Here is a 13,522-nt window from a genome sequence, read left to right on the forward strand (position 1 = left end):
ATATCCTTGTAGTAGCAGTGGAGAAAGCCCCGAAACAGATCTGGCGGCTGGTGAACTCGTGTTCGCCCCCGGCGAGCGGGGGCGAACACGTCGTACTCCAACAGAAACTCGAATTCAAGATATTCGAACAGCGGTACTGTTTCGGTCGCCGCTGCCTTCAAGAAGTCGTCAACCGAAGCGACGTCTTGCAGGGTTGCGGTTGTATTGGACACACTTTCCGCACCCTGCTGCTTCGTACGTGACGCTTTCTATGACACGCTCTACTACTATATGCAGACTTATTCTTCAGTTCTAATCTGTCTCCTCTAACTCTTCAGCATCCAACTCACCCGCGAGGTAGCTCCGACCCTTGTCAGTGATCCCGTAGTAGCCTTCTTTCTCCTTCTCTTTCTGCACTAATCCATGTTCTTCTAAGAGTTGGAGGCGGTGTCGTACTGTGGAGTAGCCGACACTATACCCACTCCGTTCTAAATTGTAGTGTAGCGGTGCTGGCGGAAGTGCCACATCCTTTTCGTGGAGATATTCGAGAATAGAGTCATCATTACCAGTCATCCACGAAACTCGAGGCCGCATATCGCGACAGACAGGAACCGTTTGTTTAATCACATCGATGTGTACCATACTTAGCACAAACAAGCTTACTATGAGCGTATATGCGCTAACTTTTTGGGCCTACACTCTCATAGTGACACCAACGACTGCTCGATGGACTAGCGAGTCCGGGAAAATCTGAAGCGGACGCGTGCTTACATCACGCGTCCATCGTGCGGTCGTTCGAGGAACCGCATGTCTATATACACACACGCGGGACTAAAGTGTCCCGTCCGAGAGCCACAGCACCCACCAACCACCATCCACCGACAGACGAAGCCAAGTTTTTCACACCCGTGGAGGGGTGAGGTTCAATGACTAACCACTCGCCACGCACAGAGACGATTCTCAGTCTCGAATCAACCGATCGCATCCAGATCACCACTACGAACCGCGCGTTCACGGGGATCGTCTATCAGTGCGACCACCGCGAACCTGAACTCGCCTGCCGTGGGCCTGAACCGGGCGAACGAACGCTGTACGTCGTCACTGCCTACAATGACCGCTATCGATTGCAATACTGCTACTACGACACAATAGACCACACTGAAACCAAACTCGATCGCTATGGGTGGACACCCGATGGGCGGTACAGCTGGCTTCGTACTGGTGCTCGTATCGAGGACATCACCACCCCAACGGCGGGTGAGCAGGAATGACGACCACCCAGCGTGCGATCATCCCGCGGCCGTTGGACCCACGCGACACCAACGCACTCACCCATTATCTCTCGGCAGGTGATTGCGTTCGCATTACGACGACCAAACGGCCCCAAACGATTCTCACGGTGAGCGAGGCCCATTCATCGACCACCCACGCACTACAGCTGATCTTGACGGCGCCGCCAGTGACGACTGCACAGCACGCTACCTACCAGTGTACGGCTCTCCAGTCTGAGTCTCCGATGACTGTCATCGAATACACGCACACCGCCAGTGACACGACCGCCCGCTGTATCGGATCGCTCACCACTATCGTCCACTTCCCTCGTCTTTCGGCACCAGCAGACGGCACGGCAGCCAGAACGAAGGTGCGTGCCAATGAGTAACACCATTGTTTCCGGAGCGTCCAGTACTCTTGATAACGACGTATCGATTAGCGACCTCGCTGACCACGTCCAGACACTGACCGACCGCATCGACGACTTGGAAGCAGCAGTGGCCGAGAAAGACGAACAGATCACAGAGCTCCGTGCTGACCTCGAACAGAAAGATGCCCGAATCGAGAAACTCGAAGACCGAGTAACGGATCTAGCGAACAAAGCAGACGAGGCAGAGGCTCATCGAACGGCCATTACCCGCAAAACAGAGTCTTGCGATGAACGGATCGATGAACTGCAAGCCCGTGAGTTTGAGAAAGGCGCCCACTTGCTCGCCGAGAACGTCGACAAAGACTGGATCACCGTTGCGGGGAACAGACTCGAGCGCATCACGAAAGATGACGGCAACACCTACTTCCGACTCCCCGGAGAGGAAGACGCCCTCGGTCGTGGTGGTGCCGTCGCCCATTCGACGGCGGATCTCCTGCCAATCCAGCGATTTGCTCGTTATGACGACGAGATGCTTGCATCCGTGACCAACCGCAAACCCGACGAATTCGCCGCCAAGGTGTGGCGTGAACGCAACGATGCGAGTCGGTATTCGTTATGGTCCAAAGGCAGTGCTGAGATTCGGGCCTATCTTGATGCGTCGGATCTTGCCGAGTGGATTCGCCTGAAAGAGTCCGGCGTGAGCAAGAAATACTCACAGGAACTCGCTCGACGGACGATGGACGCAATGTGTGAACTCTCGAAGAATCGGCTTGGGAAAATCAAACGCCAGCGATCGAAGGACGGATTGAGCTACAAAGAAACCCGGCTCGTGCTCAAGTCGGACGTCGAGCTTCCCGGTAAGGTTTCGAAGGAGAACACGGACAGTAATCCGACCACAGACGGGGTTGCCGGAGAGTAGCGTGGTCGGAACCAAAACACGCCCGAGAGGGTAGCACATCTAACACGAACCCCTCCACGATCGCGGATTTGGACGCCCCGAAGTGACACAGTTCGGGACTGATGCCGGACGGCTACTTGTGAGTACGGCAGGTGTATCGGCGGCTATTGGCTACAACCCAGCGGGAGAGGGAGAAGTGGTACCGGCCACCGTGTCTGTGGTCGGAACCGCGTGCAAATCACTGGTCACAAAGCAGACTATTCACGACCATGTCTGCTTGCCCGACGTAGTATACCAAGTTCGAGTCACAGGCTATTGGTAAAAGGCGATCTGGTTCTCGGTATCCATAGTCCGGTCACGGAAGTGACTCGGCAGCTTCGAGAAGATCATCGTCCGTTCGCCACCGATACAACCGTCCCTCGTTCTCGAAGAGATCGAAGACGCCATCTTGCATCCACCCAAACGGATACTCTTCGTCGTCATACTCGCGTTTGAGAACATAGCTTTTCGAGAAGTATTCGGTGGTACCGACGAGCAGCCCCTGTTCGACGAGGAAGTCGCTGGGATCTTTCTCAGCAACACCGACGAGGTATGTGACGAGGTCGGCGATAAGACAGAATTTCTGGATGCTGTTGTCCCACTCGCCGCGGATATCGACCATTCGGAACGCGTAGGCGTCCTCCCGACGATTCAAACGATCGGTGACCCGATTCAATCGTCGAATTGGCTCTCGATCGTAGTTTCCAAGAACGAAGTACGAGCGGTCGTTCTCGTATACGGGTGTCAATTCACTCAGCGTGTGGATGATCTCTTCATTGTCGGCCAGTGAGATCTCTTCTTGATTAAGTTGCAACGTCGCGCTCATGAGAATGTCCTCTGGAATCGGCGACTCCTCGTCTGGCATACGGGATCTCTATTACGCAGGTGGTAAAGAGTTTACTAAGTAATTTACCGAATAAAGAGGTTCAGTTTACTCTGGAGTAACTTACTCCAGGGTAAACTACTTATCCTACCAGTTCGTAGCTAGGGATATGAGCACTGACTTGGGAACAGGCGGCAGGGCAGACACCCGCGAACTGGTACATTTTGTGACCCAACAGACACGATTTGCACTCCTCACCAATATCCTTCAACATCCACGACAACTCCCGTCGATGTACGAGCTCGAACAGCTCAACCCGAGCGTCAGCGACGCTACCGTGTACAAACACATCCAAAAGTTGATCGAGGCAGGTATCGTGAAGGAGGTTGCACTTTCCGACGACCAGCGCCGGCAAGGATATCCCTGGAAATTCTATGGATTGACAGACGAGGGTCGCAAGTTCCTCAAGATACACAATCTCCTCGACGCTGAAGAGACCCTGCAACGCATCTACGAGACAATTTCTGACAAACCCGAAAAGATGGTCAAATATGAAAACGCGCCACGGCCAGAGTGAGCTCGGCCACTGATCCCATCCTCGAACGTCGTTGACAGCCTGTCTGTGATTCGATGTCAAAGCACGCATACTATATCAAAAGATAGATAGAATTGTTGTGAGCGTGATCTGATTCCTCTGTCACGTATCGATGTGTTTCGACGGCCGAGAATTTTTTTCTGCCCCTCAAGGGTGCGGGGCGTTCCAGAACGAGCGTCTCGATGAGGAATGATTTCAATGAGACTTAGCGATAGCTATGCAACGGGCTTCGACGAAGACGTACCGATCGAACTAACCAACCAGTGTCCCAGATGCGGCGGCCTGGTCACTACCAACGTGATCGAAACAGACTGTGAGGACTGTAGCCTAGTCATCGAGGAACAGCGAACCAATTACAGGCCGGAGTTCGCATGAAAGACCTCCTGATGCAGTTCACTGGCCGATCACACAGCACTGTCATTGCTGAGTGTCGGCAGTGTGGAACGACAGTTGAGGTCGAAACGAGCGAGTGTCCGGAGTGCGACCACGATGGGATCGCTACCTACCGATTCGATTGACCGAGCTAATTTCCTTTCGACCCTTGCTACGAGAGAGTCTGTTCTGTACACGTCGAGGTAGTGTCATGCTGGTCCTATGAATGCAATTAGCACTATTCATTCATACTGACCGATATCGGCACGTGAGATTAGCACCACTTGGTTCGGTGAGCGTCGATCTCACTGATTTTCATAGAACGGTCTAGCTGTAGCGTTTCGATATGGGTCGAACTACCCTCAACCTATATGGAGATTCAACCCATACGTACAGACATGGACAAGAATTCAGAGGAACCAGACACAGGGCTCATGGAGCGTCAAACGACCGGTGAAGACCGTGTCCGAATGGTCGCTCGCCAAGTGTCTGAACCCCGTACCGTGAATTGGATTGCCTCGGAGGCAGAATGGTCACATGAGCCAACCAAACGCGTCCTTGAGCGACTCGTGGATGATGGCGTGCTCCGCCGCGATGAGAGTGGTGCTCACACGACCTACTCTCCAGACTATCGTCGACAGGCAATGCAAGAGGCCCTCCGACTTCGCGATGGCCACCGGACAGTTGAAGAATTAACTGATCGGCTGTCCGAGATGAAAGTCCAAATCCGGGACTGGGAAGAGACATTTGCAGTCGAGTCACCGAATCAATTGCGGGCGACGATTGCAGACGAAACCCTTAGCTCGGATGAAGAAGCTCAACGACGGGCAATCGCTCGAGAGTGGGAACATCTCCAACAGCGAATCCAGATCGTTGGATTTGCAATTCGTGAGTGGGACTTTTTGGCCCCAAGCGCAGACCGTGCCGAGGCCAGTAACTGACAGATGTCCGTCCCACATCCAGGCGGCAATCCGAATGCACAGTTATACGAGCAGTTGAAACGAGATGTCCTCGAACGCGTTTCGCATATCACAACGATCGAGTACGTTCCGGATGACGTTGCAGCCAAACAACTGCAGGCAACCTTCGACCCAACCCGCATCGATCCACCCACCGGACCAGAGGCACCCGAACTCGTCATCGAGTGGTATCGCCAAACACCGCATGATTGGTTTCGTATCAACTATAGCGACCCGAACACAGGCTTCCATGCCGGGTGGCACCAGAACGAGGATCACACGGATCTCGGACGAGCACATTTTCAGTACTCGATTGACGAGGAAACGAGGCATCAGCCAGTGACGTTCCAACACGAGACCCCATCGCTCATCCTCTGGGAAATTATTGAGAATCTCTTGGAGGAAATACTTCCGACCTACCAGCAATAGACTACCGATTAACAATTCTCACCAACTGCTCATAGTGACCGCAGTCGAACGTGAATAGTCGGGGTTGTAATCTAAACGTAGTCTCCCCGACTCTCATACACGGAGGGATCACTCTTGAACTTCCGGGCAATCTCCTCGAGGGTTTTGAATTCAGCCTTTTCGTGGCCTTTGATGTACTGGATGAACTCCTCGAGATGGGAGATCATGTGCGGAAGCCCGTGAAGGTCAGGATGGATCGTCAATGTGTAAACGCCAGCACCGCGTCGGTTGTATAGGAAGTCAAACTGCTGTTTGTAATATTGTTCATACATCATCGCGGGATTCTTATATCCCGCATGGTAGAGTGGCTGTTTGACAAACAACATCGGTGGGATATCGTCCCGATACCAGCTGATTGGGATCTCAACGACATCCGTCTCGTCGCCGTACTGATAGGGTTCCATCCACGTTTCCGGAGCCTGGTCGTATTGAATCTTCTCCCAGGAATCGCCTTTTCGCATCCACGTCGGTTCAAACTGAGTCTCCATGAGACTGCTATCATAGAGGAAGCCGTGCTTTTCGACGAGGTCGGGGGTGTTTTCGCTGTACTCCCACCAGCTAGCACGGTGGCCTACGGGTTCCTCACCGGTTACGTCCTCAACGAGGTCAATGGAAGTCTCGATGATCTCATCTTCCTGTTCGCGGGCGAGATCGGTGGGATTCTCGTGTGAATAGCCGTGGATACCGATTTCGTGTCCGCCCGCTGCGATGGCTTCGACTTCGTCACGGAATGTTTCAATCGTGTGTCCGGGGATATACCACGACGTCTCGATATTCTCGTCTTCGAACAATTGAACCAGTCGAGGAATGCCCTCTTTGCCTGCCGAGATCCCGCGAGAGAGATCGGCGGGTGAGTCTTCGCCACCATACGAGCCAAGCCAGCCTGCGACACAATCAGCATCAACGCCAATTGCCACATCGATATCACTCATGGTTGTAAATGCGAACTAGAACGCGAAGGTGCTTAGACGTATGGTAATCCGTGGGTTTTACTCGTACTATATCTATATAAAATATTATTTAATTAATATATAATTTTTATATTGAATAGACACTATAATGTGGCGCGTAGAAAACAGACTCTTACAAGAGTAAGTCGACGAACGAAGTATGCGACCTCACATTACGATACTCGGGACTGGTGGTACTATCGCCAGTACAGACAGTACGACTGGAGCTAAACCCAGTAAACGGAGCGAAGAGCTCGTGGAGGCTGTCCCACAACTCGATGACTATGCTGATATCGACGTCCGCGAAGTTGCCCAACGACCGAGTTTTGACATGGACTTTTCCACACTCGAGACACTTCGACAAACGATAGAACAGGGCGTTGCCGATAGCACAGATGGGATCGTCGTTACACATGGAACCGACACAATGGAAGAATCAGCATATTATCTTGATCTCACTCTTGACATCGATGTACCGGTTATCTTCACTGGCGCACAGCGACGCCCTGATGAAGTGAGTTCGGACGGCCCGGCGAACTTGCTGACGGCAGTCAGAGTACTGAGCGAAAATCGGATTCGAAAGTCGAACGGCGTCTATCTCGCGTTTGACGAGGAATTACACGCGGCTCGCGACGTGACAAAGCGACATACACGCAAGCTAAACACCTTCAAATCTCCCGAAAAAGGACCAATTGCAGCGATCACTCGTGACGAGGTTCGAATTTATCGAGAGCCCAAGAGCTACTCGGTTGATCTTGACGGCGACCCGTCAAACACTGACGTTCGAATGATTAAATCCGGCGTTGGAATCGATGCCAGTCAAATCGATGAAGCACTCGACGGAGGTGTAGATGGCTTGGTACTCGAAGGTACTGGATTAGGAAATACGACTGAAGCACTTGGTGATGCGGTAAAGCAAGCCCTCTCTGCTGATGTCCCCGTCGTTGTAACCTCCCGGTGTTATGCCGGAGCGACAGCTCCAGTGTATGGAACCGGAGGCGGTGGTCAAACCCTGGTTGATCACGGTGCACTACTTGGTGACGATCTGCCGGCTCACAAAGCGCGGATCAAGCTCTTGTTAGCGCTTAGTGTGGTCGATGATCCATCCGAGGTAGAATCCGTGTTCACCAGCGACCGTTCTCAGTGACACTGTCCTGTCGTTCTCAATGAAAGTTTCCTTGCAAAGAGATGTCGGTCGCTGCCGACGATTTCGATTCAGAGATACTGCGGTTCATTTCTACAGATAAATATCCTCTCCACGCTAAAGCCCGAGGACTCACACGAGTTGGGATATGAAGCGATACGTGGAATATCCGGACCGGCTATCGGTGGCAATAGTCGAGTACGGTGTCGGGTTCATCCTCACTCTAAAGGATGGGTCTTCTCCTCGACTTTTCCATAACTCTCTCTAACGTTCAATCATGGGGATTTTTTCGCCCCCTGACGGGTGCGGGGCGTTCCAGACAGAGCGTCTCGATGAGGAATGATTTCGATGATACGCAGCGACAGCTATGCAACAGGCTTCGACGAAGACGTACCGATCGAACTAACCAACCAGTGTCCCAGATGTGGTGGCCTGGTCACCACCAACGTAATTGAAACAGTCTGCGAGGACTGTAGCTTCGTCATTGACGACCAGCGGCCTGTTCAGGGAGCGAAATTTGCATGAAAGATCTCTTGACACAGCTTCTTGGCCGGTCACAAAGCACTGTCATTGCCGAGTGTCGCCAGTGTGGCACGGGAGTCACGGTCAAGGCGACCAGCTGTCCCCACTGCGGCCACGATGGGATCGCAGTCTATCGATTCGATTGATTGAGGAGGATGTGAAGGAAAACTGACCACATGGGTTGAAGGTCAATTGGAGTTGCTCATTTTGACGGAATTGATGATTCTATTTCCCACGAATTAGGGGTTGTACGGTTCGACGATTGCAAGAACGTCTGGCGCTTCGTAGCGTCGATTACGTTGTTGGCCGGTCGTCTCGCGGAGAATATTATCATCCCATAACTTCCGGATCGCCTGATTGATAGCTGGTTGTGATCGACCAAGAGCCGAGACTGCCTGTGGTTCAGTAAGATATGGGTGTTCGATAGTAAAATCGATGACCTCGCGAATAACCGCTCCCTCTGCTTGGTACTTCTCTCGGTAGCGGTCTCGAAGGGCTAGAAGTTCACGAGCGACTGTGTACGCCTCACGTCCTTGCTCGGCAATCGCGTGAACGAAGAACGAAATCCACTCAGTCCATGCACCGTTTCGACTCACTGCAAGGAGGTTATCGAGGTATGCATTACGGTTTGCATTGAAGTACGACGACGGATAGAGGTAGGGGCCGGGCAACAGATCCCATTTGTAGAGCGCCAACATCACGAGAAGTCGACCGAGACGGCCATTCCCGTCCCGAAACGGGTGAATCGTCTCGAATTGATAGTGGATAAGGGCCAGGTCAATCAACGGTGCGTATCTGGGGCCTGATCGAATATACTGAAGGAGACTGCGCAATGCGTATGGGATACTCGCAGGCGGTGCTGGCACGAAGCGTACATCACTAAGCGGTGTTCCTGGCTCATCAATTCCCACAAGATCGTCCCGAAACTCTCCGGGATTTTTCTGTTCACCTCGAGCGCCCTGCAGGAGAATTTCATGCAACCGGCACAATAAATCTCGATCCAATTCAGCTCCTTCTCGAAGTGCCTGAATACCAGTGGTTATCGCCTCGACATAATTTTGTGCTTCCGCTATGTCTGCTCGCTCGGTCGCTGTCTGGCCGGGATCCTCACCGGCTTCGCGTCGATACAGATCCGAAAGTGTGAGACGGGTCGTCGTCTCGATATTCGAGGAGTCGACGGCTTCACGATGAATGAGTGGACTGAGGATAACCTCAGGAGAGTCAAGCCACGTATCCAAATCAGAGAGCTGGCCAACAGCAAACATTGCATCCCCGTTCTCTGTAAGCAGCTCGTGTGTTGCATCGAGGTCGGGGGGTAACGGATCAGGACTAAACGCAAAGATGCCGTCAACCATCTCAACCTCGCCAGGAGGATTCGCAACAAAGTCTTCAGGTCGCATCGTTATCTAATACACGTCCCCAGCCAAATATAGATAACGGAATGGAGATTGAGCTATCTATAGACAGGTGATCCCATCTACAAGATAAGCACTTACGAGTACCGTTATACAAATCGTCATCTAACTCGCCAGTATATCGAAGATCAACGATACCATTTTGGTGCAGTATCTTGGGTCAAGCACTGAATCACTCGCCCTACTCCGCCTGTAGAAAGCGAATCTCCAGTTCTCCGACAACTTACGGTCGCGAATACCGATGGGAGTTTATTCGCCCCCGAAGGGTGCGGGGCACATCGGATGTGCCTCGTGGAGCGAGTATGTCCAGTAACAACGTCCTCTCCCACCTGACGTTCACGAACCGAGTTGCAAAGCGCGCCCAGTACGAAGCCCTCGAATTTTCACTCACAACGAGGGGTGTCCTCGTTCGGAATACGAGTCACGCAAAACCAGCGGATCATGAATATCTCGTCACTGTTCGCAATGGGATTCCCATCGCCTGTGAGTGCCCTGCAGATAACCGCTACGACGGAGCCTGCAAACACCGGGTCGGTGTCGCAATTCGAACACCACTCCTGGAAGCGGCGACAGACCACTCCCTCGTTGCAGATGGAGGGACACAAGTCGAGAAGGAATCTGAAACCCATGCAGACAACAGCGACAGTGACCAGCCAGCGGACTGTGACTGTGATGGGCTTGGTGGCTTTCCATGTTGGCCCTGTGTGCGATCCGGGCGTCGCGATCTCCCGGAAGAGTAGTGCGAATCACGTGTGAATCTGCGCTTCTTGCAGGAGGATTTTATTGGCGCCGGCGATGGGTGCCGGCGCACAAACGAGGTGTTGGATGATAGAGTTGTGTCGAATCAATGCGTCGGCGAGGTGACCAAAATGCACCAGGTAATTTACGCACTCGTAGAGGCATCGACTGAAGAGACTGCACTTGCATGCGGAAGATCAGCGTTTGACCGGCTCGTCGGCGCTGGTCCCGACAATACTGCCATCTTTGACTACTACGTCACGTTTGACGACGAGCGGTCGCCCGTCGCAGGCAAGGCTCGGTGGGGCGAACTTCCGGTTGTCGCACCAGTCGACTCAGACGACGGCGAAAAACTCTTAGAACGTGGCTGGGAGGCAACCAGACGGGAGTTCGAACGGAATCTCGAGCGGGTAAGAACGGCGGTCACCGAGTTCAGTGATGACGAACTTATGCACGACAAAGACCTCGCTCGGCATGCTTGTTACAATCTCGGGGCGTATCGTGGTCCATCGCTCTACTTATACACCGAATTCGGTGACGCGATTCGCAATCGTGAACATCTCGATCATGTGCTCGCTGCTGACGAACAGGTGTGGATCATCCCGGCAGATGTCCACTATTAAACAGCCAGCAGTCATACTCCTCGCTCAGAGATTAACCAACAGTACGACTCTACTGTGAGCGACGTTGGTTAAGTCGAGCAACGGCCCTCCTTCACGAGTCAAGCGACAAGAACAGTTTTTCACCCCCTCAAAGGGTGCGGGGGCAGACAGAGACCTTCGCAGAATACACATGACTGAGCCTAACACAGTACCTGAGACAGACGTCGAATCGGATCCAAATCGCGAGTCGCTAACCGAAACGGAGTACGTCGAGCGAACTGATGTCGGCGTTTCACTCACACTGAAGCTCAAACGTGGGAGTGGAACACGAGACGAAGACCAGATCAAGGCGAAGGTGAAGGCAAAGACGCTTGAGGATGCCTGCGAAGACATGAACACGCTTCAGGAATACATCCACGATTTCGCTGAAGACGTTCGCCAGATCCAGCCAGCAGACTCATACGAATAGTAATTCTTTTGGGTGTTGCACAGAATTGTGTAACTATAGGATGTACGAAGTATGTGGTGAGAAGGAGCTCAAGGTCATCCTCGCGCTTGACCAAGGAGATTCCATCTCCGGCGTCGCACGGAAAATCGACGAGAATCGAGAGACGATTCGCCGTGTTGTGAACCGCATTGAGGAAGCGGGGTACGTCGCGTACGATAATGGCCTCCATCTCGTCGATCAGACGATTCGAGACGTCGGTCTCGAGTTTTTGACTGCGACAGCAGATATCTCGCCACCATCGATCTCAGAAGCGTATGTTCTCCCGCAGTTTGCGGGTATGGATTATGCATTCACTGCCATCGATGCGATCTCTGTCTGGACCCGTGGTGGCTACCAAGTTGCTCGCGATCCGGAGGACTATCCGCTGTTCATTGCCGTCCACGAGTCCGAAGTCGACGCCTGGACGGAGTTCTTCGATCGATTCGGAATCCCGACTGCGAAGGAACGCCAGCCCGCCGATGACCTCAACGGCGCCATCCAGGTCGTCCTCGAACCACGGTCACAGATCGAGGCCGAGATGGTCGACGGACGACCCGTCATCTCACTCCAGGAAACCGTGACGTTCGCAAACGAGTACTACGCGACCTTCGAATCAGCACTCGACATGCTCGGACGGATGTACGACGACATCGACACTGATGCGAACTACCGCATGGAGCCTGCCTAAGCATGAGCCAAGAAGACCGAAGCGAAGCACTCATCGAAGTGCTCGAAGAATTAGAGGAGTCAGATATTGGGTTCGTCCTCATTGGCGGCTATGCGATCAGTCAGTTCGAGACGCGATTCTCGACCGACCTTGACCTCGTCATCACCCCAGAGATGACTACGACGAAGTCGTTGCTTTCCTCGAAGCGCGCGATTTTGAACGACAAGCCGATCTCGAAGTTCCCCCGGAAGAGACCATCTATGATCGTGAAATCGAACTCTTCGAGCGTACCGAAGGGCTACCTCACCCGGTCGGTGTGGATATCCTCGTGAACGGTCTCGGCTGCCGACAGACTGAAGCAGAGTGGTCGTTCGACTATCTGCGCACGCACAGTTCCCCGACGACGATTTCAGGCGGGACTCGGTCGACAACCGCACGGGCAGCTGATGGGGAAGTGCTTGTCGCGGCCAAGCTCCATAGTGGCCGAAAAACGGATCTCGCTGATGTCCTCGCTGCAATTCCGTCGATAGACCTCGACTTGGTCGGGACGCATCTGCATCGCGGAGATGCTGATGCCCTTCGGGAACAGCTCAGTGAGGCACACGCGTTCATCGAAGAGGGTGGACTCGATCACCGGTTCAAGAGTATGTTCGGCCAATCATCGGCCTCGACCGAGGATATCGAGACGCTCCTCAGCTTCCTCAAGCAGCAGCAGAAGTAGAACGATCGGCTGAGAGTGATCAGTCGACACTGTTCTCGGAGACAGCTAACGATCAGCAAACGCTGGCAGGAGACGAAACGAATAGTCGCGGTCTATACGAGAATTAACCAACAATCTGCCGGTTCCCTACTCAGAATCCTTGCTGTTGTTGGTTAAGATGCGCTAACCTGATTTTTATCGCCCCAGGAGAGCTGCGGGGCGACTCGTCCCGCAGGTGACCCCCGATGTCGATTCACAACCTCTCAGCGACGACCAGCGACAGTGCTACAAAAACGTACGCCGACGCTCGCCAGGCAGAGTAGAGGGTGTCATAGAACGATTAGCACACCAAAGAGCAGGGTGAAGGCTGAGGTGGATGAATTCAGCGACCCTGCAGGATGATCCTTCGGTAGAGTCGTTCTTCAATGTCGTGGAGACAGAGACGCTAGCGCTGTTCGAGCACCTCTCCTTCGAGTTTCTCGAAGAGTTCGACGTGTTCGCCCCGGCGCAGACGGGGCGAAC

At 53.2% G+C, this 13,522-nt stretch carries 16 protein-coding genes and 3 pseudogenes; 14 read left to right on the plus strand and 5 right to left on the minus strand.

The window, feature by feature from the left end; translation table 11 throughout:
• Together ACR3FF_RS22105 and ACR3FF_RS22110 are read right to left on the minus strand one after the other, a co-directional pair.
• Positions 1-212, minus strand: a pseudogene (locus ACR3FF_RS22105) (IS5/IS1182 family transposase); the annotation flags it as partial.
• Between the two features lie 79 nt (positions 213-291).
• Positions 292-552: a winged-helix domain-containing protein gene (locus ACR3FF_RS22110; RefSeq protein ID WP_458190313.1), complete on the minus strand. Its 261-nt coding sequence runs from the start codon at positions 550-552 to the stop codon at positions 292-294.
• Positions 553-905: 353 nt separating this feature from the next.
• Between ACR3FF_RS22110 and ACR3FF_RS22115 the strand changes: the two genes are divergently transcribed.
• Genes ACR3FF_RS22115 through ACR3FF_RS22125 form a run of 3 tightly spaced genes read left to right on the plus strand, consistent with a single transcriptional unit; the run spans position 906 to position 2,540 of the window.
• Positions 906-1,250 (plus strand): hypothetical protein, encoded by a 345-nt coding sequence (locus tag ACR3FF_RS22115; RefSeq protein ID WP_458190314.1) that lies wholly within the window; start codon positions 906-908, stop codon positions 1,248-1,250.
• Complete coding sequence (locus tag ACR3FF_RS22120; protein WP_458190315.1) at positions 1,247-1,639, plus strand: hypothetical protein; 393 nt, start codon at positions 1,247-1,249, stop codon at positions 1,637-1,639. Before ACR3FF_RS22115 ends, ACR3FF_RS22120 begins: the two co-directional genes overlap by 4 nt.
• Complete coding sequence (locus ACR3FF_RS22125) at positions 1,632-2,540, plus strand: DUF8008 family protein (protein ID WP_458190316.1); 909 nt, start codon at positions 1,632-1,634, stop codon at positions 2,538-2,540. Before ACR3FF_RS22120 ends, ACR3FF_RS22125 begins: the two co-directional genes overlap by 8 nt.
• Before the next feature lie 334 nt (positions 2,541-2,874).
• Here the strand turns inward: ACR3FF_RS22125 and ACR3FF_RS22130 are convergent, their stop codons facing one another.
• A complete protein-coding gene (locus ACR3FF_RS22130) occupies positions 2,875-3,423 on the minus strand; it encodes a DUF8170 family protein (protein ID WP_458190317.1) in 549 nt (182 codons plus the stop codon).
• A 127-nt stretch (positions 3,424-3,550) separates the two neighbouring features.
• Here ACR3FF_RS22130 and ACR3FF_RS22135 point away from each other — a divergent pair, with 127 nt between their 5' ends.
• The 3 genes from ACR3FF_RS22135 (at position 3,551) to ACR3FF_RS22145 (ending at position 5,736) form a co-directional block, all read left to right on the plus strand.
• The gene (locus tag ACR3FF_RS22135) at positions 3,551-3,958 is read left to right on the plus strand and encodes a PadR family transcriptional regulator (RefSeq protein ID WP_458190318.1); all 408 of its coding nucleotides are present in this window, start codon (positions 3,551-3,553) and stop codon (positions 3,956-3,958) included.
• A gap of 761 nt (positions 3,959-4,719) precedes the next feature.
• Positions 4,720-5,289 (plus strand): DUF7342 family protein, encoded by a 570-nt coding sequence (locus ACR3FF_RS22140; RefSeq protein ID WP_458190319.1) that lies wholly within the window; start codon positions 4,720-4,722, stop codon positions 5,287-5,289.
• A gap of 3 nt (positions 5,290-5,292) precedes the next feature.
• Entirely contained in the window at positions 5,293-5,736 is a 444-nt protein-coding gene (locus tag ACR3FF_RS22145; RefSeq protein ID WP_458190320.1) for a hypothetical protein, read from the plus strand.
• A gap of 71 nt (positions 5,737-5,807) precedes the next feature.
• On the opposite strand, the gene ACR3FF_RS22150 is transcribed toward ACR3FF_RS22145, so the two are convergent.
• Positions 5,808-6,707 (minus strand): polysaccharide deacetylase family protein, encoded by a 900-nt coding sequence (locus tag ACR3FF_RS22150; RefSeq protein WP_458190321.1) that lies wholly within the window; start codon positions 6,705-6,707, stop codon positions 5,808-5,810.
• Between the two features lie 178 nt (positions 6,708-6,885).
• On the opposite strand from ACR3FF_RS22150, the gene ACR3FF_RS22155 reads away from it, so the two are divergent.
• A complete protein-coding gene (locus ACR3FF_RS22155) occupies positions 6,886-7,872 on the plus strand; it encodes an asparaginase (RefSeq protein WP_458190322.1) in 987 nt (328 codons plus the stop codon).
• A gap of 345 nt (positions 7,873-8,217) precedes the next feature.
• Positions 8,218-8,394 carry a hypothetical protein gene (locus ACR3FF_RS22160; protein ID WP_458190323.1) on the plus strand — a complete coding sequence of 59 codons (177 nt, stop codon included), beginning with the start codon at positions 8,218-8,220 and terminating at the stop codon, positions 8,392-8,394.
• 236 nt (positions 8,395-8,630) lie between these two features.
• On the opposite strand, the gene ACR3FF_RS22165 is transcribed toward ACR3FF_RS22160, so the two are convergent.
• The gene (locus tag ACR3FF_RS22165; RefSeq protein WP_458190324.1) at positions 8,631-9,746 is read right to left on the minus strand and encodes a Fic family protein; all 1,116 of its coding nucleotides are present in this window, start codon (positions 9,744-9,746) and stop codon (positions 8,631-8,633) included.
• A 362-nt stretch (positions 9,747-10,108) separates the two neighbouring features.
• Here ACR3FF_RS22165 and ACR3FF_RS22170 point away from each other — a divergent pair, with 362 nt between their 5' ends.
• The 6 genes and pseudogenes from ACR3FF_RS22170 to ACR3FF_RS22195 form a co-directional block, all read left to right on the plus strand.
• Positions 10,109-10,546, plus strand: a complete 438-nt coding sequence (locus ACR3FF_RS22170; RefSeq protein ID WP_458190325.1) for an SWIM zinc finger family protein — start codon at positions 10,109-10,111, stop codon at positions 10,544-10,546.
• A gap of 129 nt (positions 10,547-10,675) precedes the next feature.
• Positions 10,676-11,167, plus strand: coding sequence for a DUF7995 family protein (locus ACR3FF_RS22175; protein WP_458190326.1), 492 nt, complete (start codon positions 10,676-10,678; stop codon positions 11,165-11,167).
• A 169-nt stretch (positions 11,168-11,336) separates the two neighbouring features.
• Positions 11,337-11,615 (plus strand): DUF7389 domain-containing protein, encoded by a 279-nt coding sequence (locus ACR3FF_RS22180; RefSeq protein ID WP_458190327.1) that lies wholly within the window; start codon positions 11,337-11,339, stop codon positions 11,613-11,615.
• Positions 11,616-11,655: 40 nt separating this feature from the next.
• Positions 11,656-12,321 (plus strand): helix-turn-helix domain-containing protein, encoded by a 666-nt coding sequence (locus ACR3FF_RS22185; protein ID WP_458190328.1) that lies wholly within the window; start codon positions 11,656-11,658, stop codon positions 12,319-12,321.
• Positions 12,322-12,323: 2 nt separating this feature from the next.
• Positions 12,324-13,021: pseudogene (locus ACR3FF_RS22190) on the plus strand (hypothetical protein).
• 355 nt (positions 13,022-13,376) lie between these two features.
• Positions 13,377-13,522: pseudogene (locus ACR3FF_RS22195) on the plus strand (IS5/IS1182 family transposase); the annotation flags it as partial.

This window comes from Haladaptatus ordinarius, from assembly GCF_054177595.1.

Excerpts from the sequence above, each read along its gene's own strand:
- ACR3FF_RS22140 (WP_458190319.1), top strand. The coding sequence starts at position 4,720 with ATGGAGATTCAACCCATACGTACAGACATGGACAAGAATTCAGAGGAA.
- ACR3FF_RS22185 (WP_458190328.1), top strand. The coding sequence starts at position 11,656 with ATGTACGAAGTATGTGGTGAGAAGGAGCTCAAGGTCATCCTCGCGCTT.
- ACR3FF_RS22115 (WP_458190314.1), top strand. The coding sequence starts at position 906 with ATGACTAACCACTCGCCACGCACAGAGACGATTCTCAGTCTCGAATCA.
- ACR3FF_RS22120 (WP_458190315.1), top strand. The coding sequence starts at position 1,247 with ATGACGACCACCCAGCGTGCGATCATCCCGCGGCCGTTGGACCCACGC.
- ACR3FF_RS22165 (WP_458190324.1), bottom strand. The coding sequence starts at position 9,746 with ATGGTTGACGGCATCTTTGCGTTTAGTCCTGATCCGTTACCCCCCGAC.
- ACR3FF_RS22110 (WP_458190313.1), bottom strand. The coding sequence starts at position 552 with ATGACTGGTAATGATGACTCTATTCTCGAATATCTCCACGAAAAGGAT.
- ACR3FF_RS22145 (WP_458190320.1), top strand. The coding sequence starts at position 5,293 with ATGTCCGTCCCACATCCAGGCGGCAATCCGAATGCACAGTTATACGAG.
- ACR3FF_RS22180 (WP_458190327.1), top strand. The coding sequence starts at position 11,337 with ATGACTGAGCCTAACACAGTACCTGAGACAGACGTCGAATCGGATCCA.
- ACR3FF_RS22135 (WP_458190318.1), top strand. The coding sequence starts at position 3,551 with ATGAGCACTGACTTGGGAACAGGCGGCAGGGCAGACACCCGCGAACTG.
- ACR3FF_RS22130 (WP_458190317.1), bottom strand. The coding sequence starts at position 3,423 with ATGCCAGACGAGGAGTCGCCGATTCCAGAGGACATTCTCATGAGCGCG.
- ACR3FF_RS22150 (WP_458190321.1), bottom strand. The coding sequence starts at position 6,707 with ATGAGTGATATCGATGTGGCAATTGGCGTTGATGCTGATTGTGTCGCA.
- ACR3FF_RS22170 (WP_458190325.1), top strand. The coding sequence starts at position 10,109 with ATGTCCAGTAACAACGTCCTCTCCCACCTGACGTTCACGAACCGAGTT.
- ACR3FF_RS22160 (WP_458190323.1), top strand. The coding sequence starts at position 8,218 with ATGATACGCAGCGACAGCTATGCAACAGGCTTCGACGAAGACGTACCG.
- ACR3FF_RS22155 (WP_458190322.1), top strand. The coding sequence starts at position 6,886 with ATGCGACCTCACATTACGATACTCGGGACTGGTGGTACTATCGCCAGT.
- ACR3FF_RS22175 (WP_458190326.1), top strand. The coding sequence starts at position 10,676 with ATGCACCAGGTAATTTACGCACTCGTAGAGGCATCGACTGAAGAGACT.
- ACR3FF_RS22125 (WP_458190316.1), top strand. The coding sequence starts at position 1,632 with ATGAGTAACACCATTGTTTCCGGAGCGTCCAGTACTCTTGATAACGAC.